Origin of the sequence: Pseudoalteromonas sp. meg-B1 (genome assembly GCF_003173795.1) — a bacterium.
Lineage (GTDB): Bacteria > Pseudomonadota > Gammaproteobacteria > Enterobacterales > Alteromonadaceae > Pseudoalteromonas > Pseudoalteromonas undina.
Map to the genome: position 1 here is coordinate 401935 of NZ_QGQU01000001.1, position 16430 is coordinate 418364.

At 39.9% G+C, this 16430-nt stretch carries 12 protein-coding genes; 9 read left to right on the top strand and 3 right to left on the bottom strand.

What is annotated here, in order from left to right; genetic code table 11:
* Positions 1-33 precede the first annotated feature (33 nt).
* Positions 34-318 carry a hypothetical protein gene (locus tag DK924_RS01875; RefSeq protein ID WP_109874210.1) on the top strand — a complete coding sequence of 95 codons (285 nt, stop codon included), beginning with the start codon at positions 34-36 and terminating at the stop codon, positions 316-318.
* Positions 305-769 (top strand): ribosomal protein S18-alanine N-acetyltransferase, encoded by a 465-nt coding sequence (gene rimI, locus DK924_RS01880; RefSeq protein WP_181388757.1) that lies wholly within the window; start codon positions 305-307, stop codon positions 767-769. Before DK924_RS01875 ends, rimI begins: the two co-directional genes overlap by 14 nt.
* Before the next feature lie 3 nt (positions 770-772).
* Here the strand turns inward: rimI and DK924_RS01885 are convergent, their stop codons facing one another.
* On the bottom strand, positions 773-3430 hold the full coding sequence (locus DK924_RS01885) for an ATP-binding protein (RefSeq protein WP_109874211.1): 2658 nt from the start codon (positions 3428-3430) through the stop codon (positions 773-775).
* A 347-nt stretch (positions 3431-3777) separates the two neighbouring features.
* On the opposite strand from DK924_RS01885, the gene prfC reads away from it, so the two are divergent.
* The 4 genes from prfC to DK924_RS01905 all read left to right on the top strand — a co-directional run bounded on the left by prfC (position 3778) and on the right by DK924_RS01905 (position 9031).
* Positions 3778-5367: a peptide chain release factor 3 gene (gene prfC / locus DK924_RS01890; RefSeq protein WP_010387708.1), complete on the top strand. Its 1590-nt coding sequence runs from the start codon at positions 3778-3780 to the stop codon at positions 5365-5367.
* Between the two features lie 62 nt (positions 5368-5429).
* Positions 5430-7172, top strand: a complete 1743-nt coding sequence (argS, locus tag DK924_RS01895; RefSeq protein ID WP_109874212.1) for an arginine--tRNA ligase — start codon at positions 5430-5432, stop codon at positions 7170-7172.
* 439 nt (positions 7173-7611) lie between these two features.
* The gene (gene pdxH / locus DK924_RS01900; protein ID WP_109874213.1) at positions 7612-8250 is read left to right on the top strand and encodes a pyridoxamine 5'-phosphate oxidase; all 639 of its coding nucleotides are present in this window, start codon (positions 7612-7614) and stop codon (positions 8248-8250) included.
* A gap of 13 nt (positions 8251-8263) precedes the next feature.
* Positions 8264-9031 carry a TatD family hydrolase gene (locus DK924_RS01905; RefSeq protein ID WP_109874214.1) on the top strand — a complete coding sequence of 256 codons (768 nt, stop codon included), beginning with the start codon at positions 8264-8266 and terminating at the stop codon, positions 9029-9031.
* Here DK924_RS01905 and DK924_RS01910 read toward each other — a convergent pair.
* Positions 8998-9618 carry an AhpA/YtjB family protein gene (locus tag DK924_RS01910; RefSeq protein WP_054201961.1) on the bottom strand — a complete coding sequence of 207 codons (621 nt, stop codon included), beginning with the start codon at positions 9616-9618 and terminating at the stop codon, positions 8998-9000. The genes DK924_RS01905 and DK924_RS01910 overlap by 34 nt on opposite strands.
* A 142-nt stretch (positions 9619-9760) precedes the next feature.
* On the opposite strand from DK924_RS01910, the gene serB reads away from it, so the two are divergent.
* Entirely contained in the window at positions 9761-10786 is a 1026-nt protein-coding gene (gene serB / locus DK924_RS01915) for a phosphoserine phosphatase SerB (protein ID WP_109874215.1), read from the top strand.
* On the opposite strand, the gene DK924_RS01920 is transcribed toward serB, so the two are convergent.
* Positions 10783-13263 carry a PilZ domain-containing protein gene (locus DK924_RS01920; protein ID WP_109874216.1) on the bottom strand — a complete coding sequence of 827 codons (2481 nt, stop codon included), beginning with the start codon at positions 13261-13263 and terminating at the stop codon, positions 10783-10785. The two genes, serB and DK924_RS01920, sit on opposite strands and share 4 nt — an antisense overlap.
* A gap of 556 nt (positions 13264-13819) precedes the next feature.
* Here DK924_RS01920 and radA point away from each other — a divergent pair.
* Positions 13820-15205 (top strand): DNA repair protein RadA, encoded by a 1386-nt coding sequence (radA, locus tag DK924_RS01925; protein ID WP_010387717.1) that lies wholly within the window; start codon positions 13820-13822, stop codon positions 15203-15205.
* Positions 15206-15290: 85 nt separating this feature from the next.
* Complete coding sequence (locus DK924_RS01930; protein ID WP_109874217.1) at positions 15291-16223, top strand: hypothetical protein; 933 nt, start codon at positions 15291-15293, stop codon at positions 16221-16223.
* Positions 16224-16430 lie beyond the last annotated feature (207 nt).

Below are 16430 nucleotides of genomic sequence, written 5' to 3' on the forward strand. Positions count from 1 at the left end.
TATTATTCAACTTACTAATTCCATCGAGTCGTTATGCATTCACGTTACGCATCTGTTTTTGGTATAGAAAAGCTTGAACTTAATCAACACTTTCGCCCAGCTCCATTAGAGCAGTCAGCTAATTCATCGTTAACACTCTGTGATACGTTAAAAGATGATATTGAGCGTGCGTTTGCGCCTGTAATAATTAACAAGATTGTTAAATCATCAACTATTGAGTTTAATGAGCAACAATTAGGCTTGCCTGATTCTTCCCTGTCCAGTGCACAAAAACGTGCGTTATGGGCATTAATGAGTGAACACCTTGATACACTTTAAATCGGTTACCGGTGAGAATATCAATGAGCTTATGGCCATTGAAACCAGCTGCCACACACATCCTTGGACATTAAAAACAATGCAATCATGTTTGCAGGGACGTTATTTTAATTTAGCGGCGTTCGATGAAGAGCAAATGATAGGTTTTTATATTGGTGAAAAAGCAGGACCCGATTTTACTCTAATGGATATTTGTGTCGCCCCAAACTTTCAGGGACAAGGATTTGCTCAGCAGTTATTAACGCAGTTTATAGCGTATGGTGAGCAACAAAGCGCCGAAAACTTATTTTTAGAAGTACGCGAATCTAATACGCGGGCGATTGCTTTGTATGAACGAGCAGGCTTTATTGAAATGTCAGTGCGTAAAAATTATTACCCCAGTGACGCACCCAATAAAAACGGCTTTGAAGACGCGATTTTAATGGGCATGGCACTGGGTTTAAATTTTTAACGATTACTTATTAGCGATGGCTTGCTCTATTGCGGCAATAAGTTCTGCAACGTGTTTTTCTCTTTGTGGCATATCATTGCCTTTTAAGCTTTGTTCAACCGCTGAGGCGCTTTGGTAAATTTCATCAAAGTTAAAACACCCAGCGCTGCCTTTAATACTATGTGCAAGGGCGCGTAATGTCTCACAGTCACGGCTGTTATATAGTGCTTTTATCTGTTGTAAATAATCAGGTAAACTTGCTAAATAATTAGCATTTATTTGCTGAAACTTTTCACTCTTCAATAAGCTATCCCACTTGTTTTGATTATCACGTTCAAGGTGTAAATAGCTGACTAATACATTTTCTAGTGCGTCTTTGTCAATGGGTTTACCCAGCGCTTTATCACAGCCTGCTTCAAGGTAAGTATCAATATCATGATTCATCACATTCGCGGTCAGAGCGATAATTGGGCCATCATAGGCCGCATCTCTGAGCATTTTAGTTGCTTCTAATCCACCCATAACCGGCATTTGCATATCCATGATTATAAGCTGGTAGTCGTTTACCAACGCCATTTCTACAGCTTGTGCACCATTGTTGGCTATATCGGGCTCTAATCCCCATGTTTGTAATAGCAATTTAATCAGTAACTGATTATCGGGGTTATCTTCTGCTACCAAAATATGCGCATCAAAGCTGTTGCTTGCAAAAGATAGCTGCGGATCCTTTTCTGGTGTTAGTTGAGAATGCTCGGTTAATAATAAATTGCCGCCAAGGCTATTATGCAAATGGCAATCTATATCGATGGTAAAGCAACTACCCACACCCACCTCACTGGTTACACTTACATCACCACCTAGTAACTGAGCTAAGTTTTTTGAAATACACAGCCCTAATCCCGTACCACCAAACCGACGTGTCGTTGTAGCATCGGCTTGCTCAAATGGCGTAAATAATCGTTTTATTTGGTTTGGCGACATACCAATGCCGGTATCTTCAATAACAAAGGTAAGCGTTTGTGGTGCTTGGTATTTAGCGGTTATTGTAACCTGACCTTGCTCAGTGAATTTAACCGCATTACTGGCAATATTAATCAGTATTTGTTTTAAGCGAGTAATATCACTATTAATAGTATGCGGTAGCGGAAGTGCATAATTAATTGTAAATGATAGCTGCTTCTCTTGTGCTAGAGGTTTAATGATTGATTCAACATCATGAATAAGTTGTACAACATTTAACGGCGTTTGCTCAACCGCGAGTTTTTCGGCTTCAATTTTTGAAAGATCGAGAATGTTATTAATAAGCTCTAACAAATGTTTTGAGTTACGTAGAATAGTGCCTAAATGATGTTTGTCATTGGTTGGTTTTTCGCTATGCAGTAGTTGCTCTGTAAATCCCATAATGGCTGTAAGCGGAGTGCGAATTTCATGACTCATATTGGCTAAAAAGCGGCTTTTAAGCTGGTTTGCTTGTTCTGCTTGGGCGATGGCGGTTTCAAGCTTACTGTTCATCGACTCAAGCGCCTTAGTCCGACTTTCTACTTTGTCTTCTAAGTGATGCTTATATTCTTCTAGTTGCTGTTGATAATGCTTAATTTGGTTAATCATGTGATTAAAATCGTTAAACAGTATTCCTACTTCATCTGTAGTATATGCAGGGAGTGTAACAGAGAGGTCGCCATCACCAACGCGATGACTTGCTTCACCTAATAATTCTATTGGGTTAAGCAGTAAATTACGCACCACAATAAAAATTAAGATTGGTAGGGTGATCACAGAAATAATTACAATTAGCCCAGTGATCACACTAATTGCTTTGCCTGACTGATACAATACTGCTTTTGGAATGGTCGACACATAATAGTAGCCGCCACTCATTTGGGCTGCAAAAATCAGTCGCTCTATTTTATCCACACTTGAAAGTTCAATGGTTGATAAGCTACCTATATCCGCTAAATCGTTAATTTTATTTAGTTCATACTCGCTGACATAGTGGCCACGCATTTTATAATCGGAGCTAAATAAAATTTTACCATCGTTGGCCAGTAACAAATTTAAGGTGTTGTTATAAGGCGCTTCTAAAATGCTGGTGTTTAAAATAGAGGGGTCGACTTTAAGAATAATAAAGCCTAGCTGTTGTGGGCGTTTTAAATAATAGTCGACGCTATATATGCGCTGTACAAAGTATAAGTTGGTGGTGCCATCTTCTTTTTGCACCATAAACTGCTGCTGGCTTAAATTACTTTGTTTTACTTGATCAAAAAATGGGTAGGATTTGGGCGCTACGGTTAAATTACTGGAGTAATAGGCGTCACTTTTACCGGTTTTTGAGACTAAGTTAATACTAATAATGTCAGGGTAGGCTTCACTGTAACTGGCAAATACGTCCATTAACGCGCCAAGGCGATAGGTATAGCTGGCGTCTTCAAATAAATCTTTAGCTAAAAAGTCACTTAGTACCGGTGAAGCAGAGAGTAACTTAGCCGTTGCATGAAAAGAATCGATATAGTTGAATACTTTTTGCTGTTGTTGTTCTACAAAGCGACTCATAATCAAGTCGGCCTGCTTTTGCGTAGAGTTGGTCACATTAGTGAGCGTAAAGCCCCCTAAAAATAACAATGGCAGTATAACCAGTGGAGTTATATACCATAATAATCGAATACTTAGCTTACTGGTTTTCATTACCCAACATCAAATCCTCCATGTAATCGACCAATAATATGATTTACAGCCCTATTACTCAAGCTTGGTGTTAAGTTAGTGGGCAATTTATAGCGTTATTGTTAATAATCGCTGAAAACACCAAACTTAAAAAAGATCCGTTAATAACCAACCATTGATTGTTTATAAAGCCAAGATCAGCGAAAATAGTCTTTAATTACGATTAACTTAACGGATAGCGTCACAAGAGCTAATTTGGGTTCTTGTTGGGGTATGTTGAGCTTTAGAGGTTAGCTTGTTTTTAGCCTTGAAAGCTCAGCATACTAAAATACAAATACATCCGTATATCAACTAAAAGAACCTTTTTAATGGCAGACCAAAATCTCCTTAGCGAAATTAATAAACGCCGTACCTTTGCGATCATCTCGCATCCGGATGCGGGTAAAACCACTATCACTGAAAAAGTATTGTTGTTCGGACAAGCAATTCAAAAAGCTGGAACGGTAAAAGGCCGTGGCTCTAATCAGCATGCTAAGTCTGATTGGATGGAAATGGAAAAAGAGCGTGGTATATCTGTTACTACCTCTGTAATGCAATTTCCTTATAACAATGCGTTAGTTAATTTACTTGATACCCCAGGACACGAAGACTTCTCTGAAGATACATACCGAACTTTAACCGCGGTAGATTCGTGTTTAATGGTAATTGATGCTGCTAAAGGTGTAGAAGAACGTACCCGTAAGCTAATGGAAGTAACACGCCTGCGTACCACGCCTATTGTTACCTTTATGAATAAATGTGACCGTGATATTCGCGACCCAATGGAACTACTTGACGAAGTAGAAACAGAGCTAAATATTGCCTGTGCACCTGTTACTTGGCCAATTGGCTGTGGTAAAGAGTTTAAAGGTGTTTACCATATCCATAACGAAGAGACCATTTTATATAAAACAGGTCAAGGTCACACTATTCAAGAAGTACGCAGCATTAAAGGGCTCGATAACCCTGAGCTTGACCAAGCCATTGGTGATGAACTTGCAGCGCAGTTACGCGATGAACTAGAGCTAGTTATTGGTGCATCACACGAATTTGATTTAGATCTATTCTTAGCGGGTGAGTTATCGCCTGTGTATTTTGGTACCGCACTTGGTAACTTTGGTGTAGATCATGTTTTAGATGGGTTAACTCAGTGGGCGCCAACCCCATTACCACGTGAGACAGAAGACCGCCAAGTTGTAGCCACAGAAGAAAACTTCACTGGGTTTGTATTTAAAATTCAGGCCAACATGGATCCAAAACACCGTGACCGTATTGCCTTTATGCGTATTGTGTCGGGTAAATATAGCCAAGGCATGAAAATGAATCATGTGCGTATCGGTAAACAAGTCAGTATTTCTGATGCGGTAACCTTTATGGCGGGCGATCGTGAGCGTGCGGCTGATGCTTACGCTGGTGATATTATTGGTTTACATAACCACGGTACGATTCAAATTGGTGATACCTTTACCCAAGGCGAAAAAATTAAGTTTAGCGGTATTCCAAACTTCGCCCCTGAATTGTTCCGCCGTATTCGTCTGCGCGATCCATTAAAACAAAAACAGTTATTAAAAGGATTGGTGCAGCTTTCAGAAGAGGGCGCAGTACAAGTATTCAGACCATTAATTAATAATGACTTAATTGTAGGTGCGGTAGGTGTGTTGCAGTTTGACGTGGTTGTAGCGCGTTTAAAAGCTGAATATAACGTTGATGCAATTTACGAAAGCGTTAATGTAAATACAGCCCGCTGGGTTAGCTGTGATGATGTTAAAAAGTTTGAAGAGTTTAAGCGTAAGTGCGAAAGCAACTTAGCACTCGATGGTGGCGATAATTTAACTTATATCGCACCGAGTCGTGTAAATCTTAACTTGTCGACTGAGCGTTACCCTGAAGTGACATTTAACCACACGCGTGAAAACTAACACTTAGCCACTAGAATTAACACAAAGCCTGCTTTGGCGGGCTTATAAAGGTAAATAATATAATGAATATTCGTACTATTTTAGTAGAAAAAGCCATTGCCGCTATGACCGCTGCAGGCCTGCCAGAAGATACTAACCCAGCGGTTACGCAAAGCACACGTCCACAGTTTGGTGATTACCAAATTAATGGCGCGATGGGCGCAGCTAAAAAAATGAAAAGTAATCCGCGTGAATTGGCGCAAAAAATTATTGATCAGTTAGATGTAAGCGACATTGCCGAAAAAACGGAAATTGCTGGCCCTGGTTTTATTAATATTCACTTAAAGCCAGAGTTTTTAGCACAAAGCGTACAAGCCGCTAATAACCACGCAAAACTTGCCGTAAATGAGCACGCCAAACCACAAAAAGTAGTGGTTGATTACTCATCGCCGAACCTTGCAAAAGAAATGCACGTAGGTCATTTACGCTCAACTATTATTGGTGATGCGGTAGTACGCGCACTTGAATTTAGAGGCGATACCGTTGTTCGTCAAAATCACATGGGTGATTGGGGCACACAGTTTGGTATGTTGATTGCGCATTTAGAAGATCAAATTAATCAAGGTGTTGACTTAGATACTGTTGCGCTTGCTGACTTAGAAACTTTTTACCGCGATGCTAAAAAGCGTTTTGATGACGAAGAAGGTTTTGCCGATAAAGCACGTAACTACGTAGTTAAACTGCAAAGTGGCGACGCACACTGTGAAAAACTGTGGAAACTATTTATTGCCACTTCAGTGAAGCACTCTGAGGAAGTATATAAGCGTTTAAACGTAACCCTTACGCCTGCCGACATTATGGCTGAGAGTGCTTATAACAGTGAACTTAACGATATTATTAGCCTATTAAAAGATAAAAATATTGCAGTAGAGTCGCAAGGCGCACAAGTGGTATTTTTAGATGAACTAGCAAATAAAGACGGTGAGCCTTCAGCGTTTATCGTGCAAAAATCAGGTGGCGGCTTCTTATATGCAACCACAGATTTAGCCGCGTGTAATTACCGTTCAAACAAACTAGGCGCTGAGCGTATTTTAATCTTTGTTGATGCGCGCCAGAGCCTTCACTTTAATCAAGTAGAGCTTACTGCGCGTAAAGCCGGTTTGTTACGTGATGAAACCAGTTACGAATTTTGCCCATTTGGCACCATGATGGGCGCTGATGGTAAACCATTTAAAACCCGTACAGGCGGCACGGTAAAGTTAGCTGATTTACTTGAAGAGTCAATTACTCGCGCAGCAGCTAAACTCGCTGAACGTGAATCAGATTTATCTGACGAAGATCGTAGTGAAATTGCCCGTAAAGTAGGTATTGGCGCGGTTAAATACGCTGACCTTTCTAAACACCGTACCAGCGATTACATATTCAACTGGGACAGCATGCTAAGTTTTGAAGGTGCAACAGCCCCTTACTTACAATATGCGTATACGCGCGTTCGTAGCATTTTCCGTAAGTCAGGCGTTGATGCTGCAAGCTTAAAAGCCGATGTAAGCATTATTGAGCCGCAAGAGAAAACCCTCGCGCTTAAATTATTGCAGTTAGAAGAAGTCCTTGATCTGATGATCAATGAAGCCACACCGCACGTATTATGTGGTTACTTATACGAACTAGCTAGCCTATACATGACATTCTACGAAGCTTGCCCAGTACTTAAAGAGGGCGTAGAGCCAAGTGTTCGTGATAGCCGTTTAGTGTTGTGTAATTTAGTGGCAGATACGCTGCGCACAGGCTTAGATCTTCTAGGCATCGAAGTCATGGAGCAAATGTAATCACCGTCGTATTTTAATCTAATACTGCGTTGTCAACTCGACTGACCCTAATCACATACAACTACGTATGCTCATAGGGATAAGTCGAGTGTCCGCCTTATCTTAGACTAAACTACTTAGGTGAACGTCTGCTGCGTGTAGTTCGCTTTAACTGCGTTGGTAAAACTATTTAGCCTAAGTCACATACAAACCGTATGCTCCTTGGCATAAATAGTTTTACCGCCTTGCTAGCACTCCTACACTTACAGATACAGAGTTTGCTGTAGGTTGGGTTGATTGTAACGAAACCCAAAAATGCTAAGCCACATACAAAAACGTATGCTCCTTGGCTAAAAAAGCACGCCGCCTTGTCTTAGGCTAACACTTAGGTGGATTTTGCTGTAGGTTGGGTTGAGTGCAACGAAACCCAACATATAGCCTAGAACCTAGAGGGAATTTTATGAAACTCGAAGATATTCGTCGTGAATACTTGCAAGATGCGCTCAGTGAAGACAACTTGCTTGATGATCCGTTTAAGCAGTTTGAAACTTGGCTAGAGCATGCTGTTGGTAGTAACTTGCCTGATCCCACAGCTATGGTCGTCGCTACGGTCGATGAAACCGGTCAGCCTTCACAGCGTATTGTGTTGCTAAAGCATTTAGATGATAACGGTTTTGTGTTTTTTACTAATACCGGTTCACGTAAAGCACAAGAGCTTAAAGGTAATAATAAAATCTCCTTGCACTTCCCATGGCACCCAATGGAACGCCAAGTAATTGTGTATGGTGAAGCGCAGCCATTACCTACATCGGCAGTCGCTAAATACTTTTTATCTCGCCCTAAAGAAAGTCAATTAGCCGCTTGGGCGTCGCAACAAAGCCGTCCAGTTTCGTCGCGTAAGGTGCTAATGGAGACCTTTGCCAACATGAAAAACAAGTTCGCTAGAGGTGAAATTCCACTTCCTGATTTTTGGGGCGGGTATTGTGTTGTGCCGCAAAAAATCGAGTTTTGGCAAGGCGGAGCGCATCGCCTGCATGATCGCTTTATGTATCAGCGTCAGGCCGATAATAGCTGGCAAATAACCCGCTTAAACCCTTAGTTGGCTGCTGGTTTTGCAATTTATAGACTCGCATTGTCATCTTGATTTTAGTGAGTTTGATACAAACCGCGAATCACTTATTAATGCCTGTGTAGCTAAGGGCATTAATCAGTTTATTGTGCCTGGTATTAGTTTGGCGCAATCTCTAAACCTACTAGAGTTTAAAGCAACCTACCCACAAGTCAGCATAGCGGCAGGGCTACATCCTTTTTTTTTAGGGCAACATCAGCAATCGCATTTAGAATCGCTGTATAACTTTGCTAAAACAAACAAAACTCAGCTGGTGGCTATTGGGGAGTGCGGGCTAGATCGCAGTATCGAAAATCTTGAAAAACAAACCTTTCTGTTTGAGCAACAAATAGCGCTTGCTAATGAGCTTGAGTTACCGCTGATTGTGCATCACAGGCAAAGCCATGATTTAATAGCGCAATCGTTTAAGCGTTGTAGGCCAAAAAACGGCGGTGTGATCCATGCTTTTTCAGGCTCAATACAACAAGCACAGAATTATATAAAAATGAGCTTTAAGCTTGGAGTGGGTGGGGTTATAACCTATGAACGGGCTGCTAAAACACGTGCGGTTGTAGCAGAGCTTGAACCACAGCATTTAGTACTTGAGACTGATTCACCTTCAATGCCGCTAAATGGTTATCAGGGAGAAATAAATACCCCTCTGCATATTCCTAAGGTGTTTGATGCGCTCTATGCTTTAAAACCAAATAGCGATAAATATCGATTAGCTGAGCAGCTTTATGCTTCGTGCTCTGAGGTTTTTTGTATATAGCGATTTACTTGCCAGCGTTTTAACCCTCGGCCTAATTGCCAAGTAAAAATACAGGCAATCACTAGCATAAGTAACACTTGGCGACCTAAATCGTGAAAATGATTATGGCTTGAAGATACCGCAGCGCGCGTTAAATAGGTAATAGATACAAAGCCAATAGGGCGATTGTCGTCAGAAATAACTTGTTCAACAAACGGTGTTTTTAATTTACTAATGCCTGGTGATGAGTCTGGTAATAAACCATATACATGATGTGATTGCCAGTTATCGCTGCTTGCAAGCACTACACCTTGTTTATCATAAATGGTGGCTGAAAGAACAAACTCATCTTTACTGATATTGTTGCATAAAGTGGTGAGCTGCGATTTGTTTTTTTCTATTAGCGGTTTTTTGGCATTCAGTGCCATAAATTGAGTGAGTGACTTGGCTGCACTATTAGCACTATCGTAAAGTAGTTGATGGCTTTGGTGGCTACTGTTTATTCCTACCCAGCTTAATAATACAAAGCAACCCGCGGCCAATAACAAACGAATTAAACGCTTTTTTTGCGAGGCTGTAAGTGGATTTTTAAGATGGTTATTTTTCATAGTCACCGTATATGCTGCTGACAGCATTTTGATTTGATGTTACAACTACACTATAACCCTAAATCCCCCCTGATGGCGAATTTTGTATCTCATATCCTTATTATCAATGAGCTAAATGTCAGGAAATATAAACGGAGATCCCATGTCGAACGCGAACATGGCACAGCAAAGCGCTGAGCTATTATCATCATCACTTATTCTTAATAAATGGTTTAGCTACCAACAAGGTGTTTTTACACCACTAAATACAACACCAAACAGAAACCAAGGGTTATTTAGTATTGCCTTTGGCGGTGATTTTAATATTCAGCATATCAATAGCATTATTGAGTTTTTTGCGTCTCACCAGCAAAAAGTAACGGCTATTTGTCAATATCAGCCAGATTTAGGGTTATCTCCGGCATTATGTTTTTATATAGAAAATGCAGAGCGCGCAATAAACCCACTTGAACTTCAAACTTTTGCAAATACCTTGGCGTGTCAGTTAGTGCAAGTAACCAGCCCCCCTGATTTACAAAAACCGGGATTATTGGTAATGGATATGGATTCAACAGCCATTACTATTGAGTGTATTGATGAAATTGCACGCTTGGCTAATGTATACGACGAGGTTGCCAACGTAACCGCGCAGGCAATGGCAGGTAAGCTTGATTTTAGCGAAAGCTTACACCAGCGTGTTGCCAAGCTTGAAGGCATTGAAAAGAACTTAATTGATGAGCTTAAAAGTGCACTGCCTTTAATGCCAGGTATTAAAGCGTTATGCCAAATTTTAAAACACCACGATTGGTATTTAGCGATTGCATCGGGCGGCTTTGTGCCGTTTGCTGAGCGAGTGCAGGAGCTGATTAATTTGGATGAAGTGCATGCCAATGTGCTGGAATTTAAAGAAAATAAACTAACTGGTAAAGTGTTAGGTGGGATTGTTGATGCTGAGCAAAAAGCGGTTGTTTTAAACGCGCTACAACAAAAGCTGGGGCTTGAAAAATGCCAAACAGTTGCCATAGGCGATGGTGCAAACGATTTAAAAATGATGGCTCAAGCTGGCTTAGGCGTTGCTGTACATGGTAAACCAAAAGTAGTTGAGCAAGCCCAAGCAGCTATTTGCCAAGGCTCGTTATTACAACTGTTATATATGCTGGCGGTTCCGCTAACCCCATCACAGGTTTAACGTAAACGATTTAACCAGATTAGCTTTCGTCTAGACATTTGCTCAACCTGTTGTTGGTTGAGCGCTAAATGCTCAAGTGCTTCATCACTTACATCAATAATGTCGCCCACACCTGATACAGACCATAATGCATCCTCTAAGTCTTTGGCCTTGTGAATTGCGTATTGGCTAACGTATTTTAGCTCGTTTGCTAAGTAGTCAGTATCGAGTCGACCAGTGCGAGAAATATATAAACGCATTATAAAAACCAGCTCAGACTTAAGTCCTTTGCTTACTTGTTGTTTAAACTCGCTACAGTCAGTACCTAAAACACATTGGCTGGTAATGGCATCGGCTATATTTTCTTTTTTAGGATCAAAGTTAATTACTAAACTAAACTCTAGCGGCGGATCTTGACGGGTGCGATCTTTAATATTAGGGGTGATCACATCAATAATATGCGCTTTAGTAATAATATTTGATAAGTCTGTTTTAGCATTCAACAAGGCAAAATTTTGTAAAATAACATGCAGTGGGCTTGGATATAAACCAAATCCCATGGCGCCAATTTCAAAATGCGCCATTGATTTATGTAAATAAATCGGAAACTGGCAAAGCGTTTTTGTTACCATATTTCTAAGTGCTGTAGAAAGGCCTGGTACTTTAGGTGACTCTTCAGCAACTTTTAATTTCTGTTTATTACTATTGATTAAAAGGGTAAAAAAATCGACCCCAGTATGAGATGAGCCTTTATCTGCATGCGCTTTCAAATTTATCGTAGTCTGCGATTTGCTCACTGCCATGACTTCATATTGAATAAGATTTAATGAATAGTTTTTGGTAATTTTTTGCAAATCAGGAAATGATAACGAAACAATATCGCCTTTTTTAAAGTCCACTTCTTGATTGCACTCTAGCTGTAAGCCAAATATTGAAAAATCACGGGTATACCCATGCAATACCGCATCACGAGTATTAATCACTACATTAGTTTTGTATAAATAGCGTTTATTAGAGCGAAGATTTACATACTCTAGAGGCACGGTGTTGAGCTCCGGTGGAGATGCATGCTTACTATGGCCAAAATATTTTAATTTATTGGCTAAGGCTTTATCAAATTCATATTGTTGATAATGCTGTTGTTCATGCTCATTACCAACTTGGGTAAGTAGCATTAAATATTTTACGTCTTTTATCGCGCCTTCAACACGTGGTGAAGGTGGTTTATTCAGTTTCTCAATATCTTTACCTAAAGAGTTAGGTAAAGATAAAGGAATATAAGCATCTTCAGTATGACTCGGCATTAGTTGTAATTTAAAGCAACGCCAACTGTCTCTTCGGCTACCAAAACCAAAAAATAACGCTTTTAATTGTGTTTGTTGCTCAAGCTCAGAACGAGTTGCTGAGTAGTAATAAATTTTTCCTGCAGAGACATGGGTAAAGGTATACAAATATTCTTCTTTTACTGCCACAGGTTTTAGCGCCAAGGTACGAATACGCTTATGATTTAACACATTGTAAAGACATGATTTTTTGCGTTCATCAGTAAAGTAACGCTGAATAAATAAACTGTTCTCAGTGGTTAAGCTCAGGCTAGGATAATAAACGCCGTTTTGCTGGCTAATAAAAACATATAAAGAATTAACCCTAGGAATATAATATTGTTCATACCCTTTAGAAACAACCGCATCCAGGGTGTTATCTAAATTCACTTTATAACGGCGTTTATTACCATGAATAAAGCTTTCTAAAAAACGATCAAACGCGCTGTTATTTTCTTCAAATGTACGCTTTAAGCGGATATGATTAAATTCTTCAGAGGTGTTTTCTATCGCAACGACTTCATATTTAACGCCACTTTTTAGGCCAAGCTGAAAATCTTGCTCTAAGCCTACTAAATGCATATTTATAAGCTGACCTTTTTTTAAGTTATAGCGCGACGCCAACTTAATTTTACAACCACTGAGTGAAATATCAGAGGTACTCGCATCGATTTTTGCTTGCCCGTCATACTCAATAGTAATTTTAATTGAGTAATTCATCCGCTCTTCACTGCGATTTTCATAAGCTGCAAATTTAATAACGTTGGTAGTCAGTTCATGTTGTGGTTTAGCTTCTACTTTTTTTGGTGTAATTGATTGCTGTTGTAATACGCGATAATTATTTTCGGTATTCATTACCGCTTCGTATACTGCAAGGGTGTAATCTTTATGTTGTTTTATGGCCGCTTCGAATACTTCAATAGCGGTGTCATCCATAAAGTGTTGCTTGCCCTTGTATTCATATGGTTTTACTTGGCCAGTAACTAAACCACGAAGATCAATAAAGCGGTCTATCGGCTGAGATAAACGCGACATTTCCATTTTTATTAAAAACTGCTCGGGTTTAGTTAACTCGGCAGTTTTTGACTTGAAAATGAGATCAAACTTAGCATTTCCCAAATACTGTTTTAATTCATTTACAAGCGCTTCATGCTTAAGCAATACGTCATCAGCCATTTATAAATCATCACCGTCTAATTTAAAAAGTAGGTATACTGTTGCAATTATTTATTAGAATATTTAATAAATCGAATCTCGCAAAACCGCCAAATGCGGCCACGATACTATGCGTAACTATACTTTGTGTTTAACCTGAACTCCGGATAATAAATCCATCTCAAGCAGCTATTTTCAGCGCTAACTGCGTTGAACTTACTTGCAATAGGGTAGCTATTGACGCGTAATTTCGCCTTGTTTTCACTAAAAATCTCTAGCTAGAGAAAAATAATCAAAAATATCTTTTTGATTCAATATGTTAGTAAATCTCTTAACCAGAGTTCAGGTTATTTATTGTTATTTTCTAATAGCCAATTAATTGGCAAGGGTTAATTAGTTTTTTAAAGCAAGAAACATGCCCTAAAGTAGGTTAAGTGAAACTACATTAGTATAGCGTATTTGGTGATACTAAATGCGCTGATCCACAAGACGTTGTTGCTAAGGTAGAGCCAGCAATGGCAAAATAAGCGCTTAACACTGTGTATTTCAAAATAAAGAATAGTAGGTAAGGTTTTAAATGGCTAAAGCGGCAAAAGTAGAGTTTGTTTGTACAGAATGTGGCATGAACTATCAACGTTGGCAAGGCCAGTGTCGCTGTGGCGCATGGAACACTTTAGCAGAGTTTAAACCCTCTGCAGGGCAAAACAAAAAGGTAGCTGCTCGTGCAAGTGTAGGTGGTTATGCCGGTGGCATTGGCGGTGGTTCTAAAAAAATTAATGATGTAGCAACCTCTGAGGCTGAAAAGCAGCTTACTGAAATTGGCGAACTTGACCGTGTACTAAGCGGTGGTGTAACCACCGGCTCGGTTAATATTATTTCTGGCGATCCGGGGGCGGGTAAAACAACACTACTATCTGATTTGGTAGCAAGAATGTCTCAGCGTATGCCATCACTTTACTGTACTGCGGAGGAGTCTCTATCGCAGTTTAAAAACAGGGTTAATCGGTTAAAACTAAATTACAACGAAGATGAACTCTATTTACTGTCAGAAACCAGTGTTGAAACCATTATTGAAGAGCTGGATAAAAACAAAATTAAGTTTGCCGTTATCGACTCTATTCAAGCTGTTGTCACCGATACCGCTAATGGCAGCCCAGGTTCACCTTCTCAGGTAAAAAGTGCAGCTCAAGCATTAACTCAATATTGTAAGCAAAACGACGTGACTATGTTTATTATTGCTCACGTAAATAAGAATAATGAAATAGCCGGCCCGCAAACCTTAGTACACATAGTTGATGCACTGTTACATATTGATACCAACGATGGTCAAGTGCGCACCCTGCGTGCTAATAAAAATCGCTTTGGTGATATAGACACCGTCGGCATTTTTAAAATGTGTGAACGCGGTATGCTCAGTGTGGATAACCCCAGTGAAATTTTCTTATCGGGTTCAACCACTGAATCACCGGGGTCGACAATTACCTGTATCCGTAAAGGAAATCGTAATTTACTGCTAGAAATTCAGTGTTTAACCACTGAAACCGAAGCAGAGTTTCCACAGCGAGTATGTGTTGGTTTAAATATGAACCGGATTAAAATGCTCACCGGTATTTTACGTAAGCACACTAAAACTAAAATATTCCACGATACGTTTTTTAATATTGTCGGTGGTTTAAAAATTGATGAATCAGAAACCTGTATTGACTTAGCGCTTGTTACTGCACTTTTGAGTAGTTTAAACGAATTTGTTGTACCTCGAACCACCTGTATTATGGGGGAGTTAAGTTTAAATGGTGATGTACGCCCAATCGACAGTGGTGTGCCCCGTGTTAAAGAAGCGGCGCAACATGGGTTTACTGAAATATTTATCCCATTTCGTAACTACCATAAATCAATGGAAGGGCTGGGCGCTAAAATAACGCCGGTTAAAACCGTGCACGAGCTACTTAGTTTAATTAATTAGCAAACAAAAAGTGCTTAACGACTTATGTTCTCAATGTTAGTCTTGCTTAAAGCCACTTATATAAAGAGTTTAATAAGGAAATAACATGAAAAAATCAGTGATTGCAGCCGCGATTATTGCTGCAGGTGTGGGTGGCGTAAGCTATGCAAACTATGTAGCAACCCAAGAGGTACGCGCTGAGGTTGATAAGCAGTTGGCTTTGGTTAGCGAACAAACAGGTGCCAGCTTTAACTATGCAGAACTATCGGCGAGTGTTATTTCAAATAGTGTTGCCATTAGTAATATAGAAGTGACCAGCCCTGAGGGTGAAAATATTGCCACGGTTGAGCATGTGGAAGTGACAGGTTACGAAACCGATAAAATATCGCCTCATACTGCTTTTACACTGAAGAACTTCCAATTTGATAAAAGCTTTGTCGCTACACTGCCTGCAGATACTAATGCACAACTTGCCTCGGCCAGCTATGATTTACACTCATCATTAGATTACGATGAGCAATCAGGTAACAGCGATATAGTTGTTAAACTACACGCCAACGATATTGCCAGCATTGATATGAATATGGGGCTGGCTAATTCTAAAGCGCTTATGGATGCTTCGCTTGAAATAAGCAAAGCTCAGCAAACAGCAGGTGATACACCGCTTACTTATGAGCAAGAGTTGCAACAGCAAACACTTATTATGCAAGCAATGAGCAAGTTAGAGCCACGCACTATGAGTGTAATGCTCGATAACCAAGGTGAGTTAAGTACTTTGCTAGAAAGTGAATTAGCCAAACAAGGTATGACACTAGAGCAGATGCAAATGATGCTAGCTCAACAGTTACAGCAAGCGCCGGTAACCGAAGAAATAGCGCAAGCATTAACTGACTTTGCTAAAGGTCTAAATTCGCTTAGTGTCTCAGCTAAACTGCCTGAAGGTAAAACCATGATGGAAGTAAATCAGCAGCTAATGATGTTAGCAGGGCAACCCGAAGAGCTGGTTAAATTTATAAATTTAGAAGTAAAAGGCAAATAATAGAATAAGTTGCCAGCTTCCAGTTTAATGTAAAAAGCCGTACTTGATTATTCAAGTACGGCTTTTATTATTTTAGCTGATAGCTGATAGCTGATAGCTGATAGCTGATAGCTGATAGCTGATAGCTGATAGCTGATAGCTGATAGCTGATAGCTGATAGCTGATAGCTGATAGCTGATAGCTGATAGCTGATAGCTGATAGCTGAT

Excerpts from the sequence above, each read along its gene's own strand:
- DK924_RS01875 (WP_109874210.1), top strand. The coding sequence starts at position 34 with ATGCATTCACGTTACGCATCTGTTTTTGGTATAGAAAAGCTTGAACTT.
- DK924_RS01885 (WP_109874211.1), bottom strand. The coding sequence starts at position 3,430 with ATGAAAACCAGTAAGCTAAGTATTCGATTATTATGGTATATAACTCCA.
- prfC (WP_010387708.1), top strand. The coding sequence starts at position 3,778 with ATGGCAGACCAAAATCTCCTTAGCGAAATTAATAAACGCCGTACCTTT.
- argS (WP_109874212.1), top strand. The coding sequence starts at position 5,430 with ATGAATATTCGTACTATTTTAGTAGAAAAAGCCATTGCCGCTATGACC.
- pdxH (WP_109874213.1), top strand. The coding sequence starts at position 7,612 with ATGAAACTCGAAGATATTCGTCGTGAATACTTGCAAGATGCGCTCAGT.
- DK924_RS01910 (WP_054201961.1), bottom strand. The coding sequence starts at position 9,618 with ATGAAAAATAACCATCTTAAAAATCCACTTACAGCCTCGCAAAAAAAG.
- serB (WP_109874215.1), top strand. The coding sequence starts at position 9,761 with ATGTCGAACGCGAACATGGCACAGCAAAGCGCTGAGCTATTATCATCA.
- DK924_RS01920 (WP_109874216.1), bottom strand. The coding sequence starts at position 13,263 with ATGGCTGATGACGTATTGCTTAAGCATGAAGCGCTTGTAAATGAATTA.
- radA (WP_010387717.1), top strand. The coding sequence starts at position 13,820 with ATGGCTAAAGCGGCAAAAGTAGAGTTTGTTTGTACAGAATGTGGCATG.
- DK924_RS01930 (WP_109874217.1), top strand. The coding sequence starts at position 15,291 with ATGAAAAAATCAGTGATTGCAGCCGCGATTATTGCTGCAGGTGTGGGT.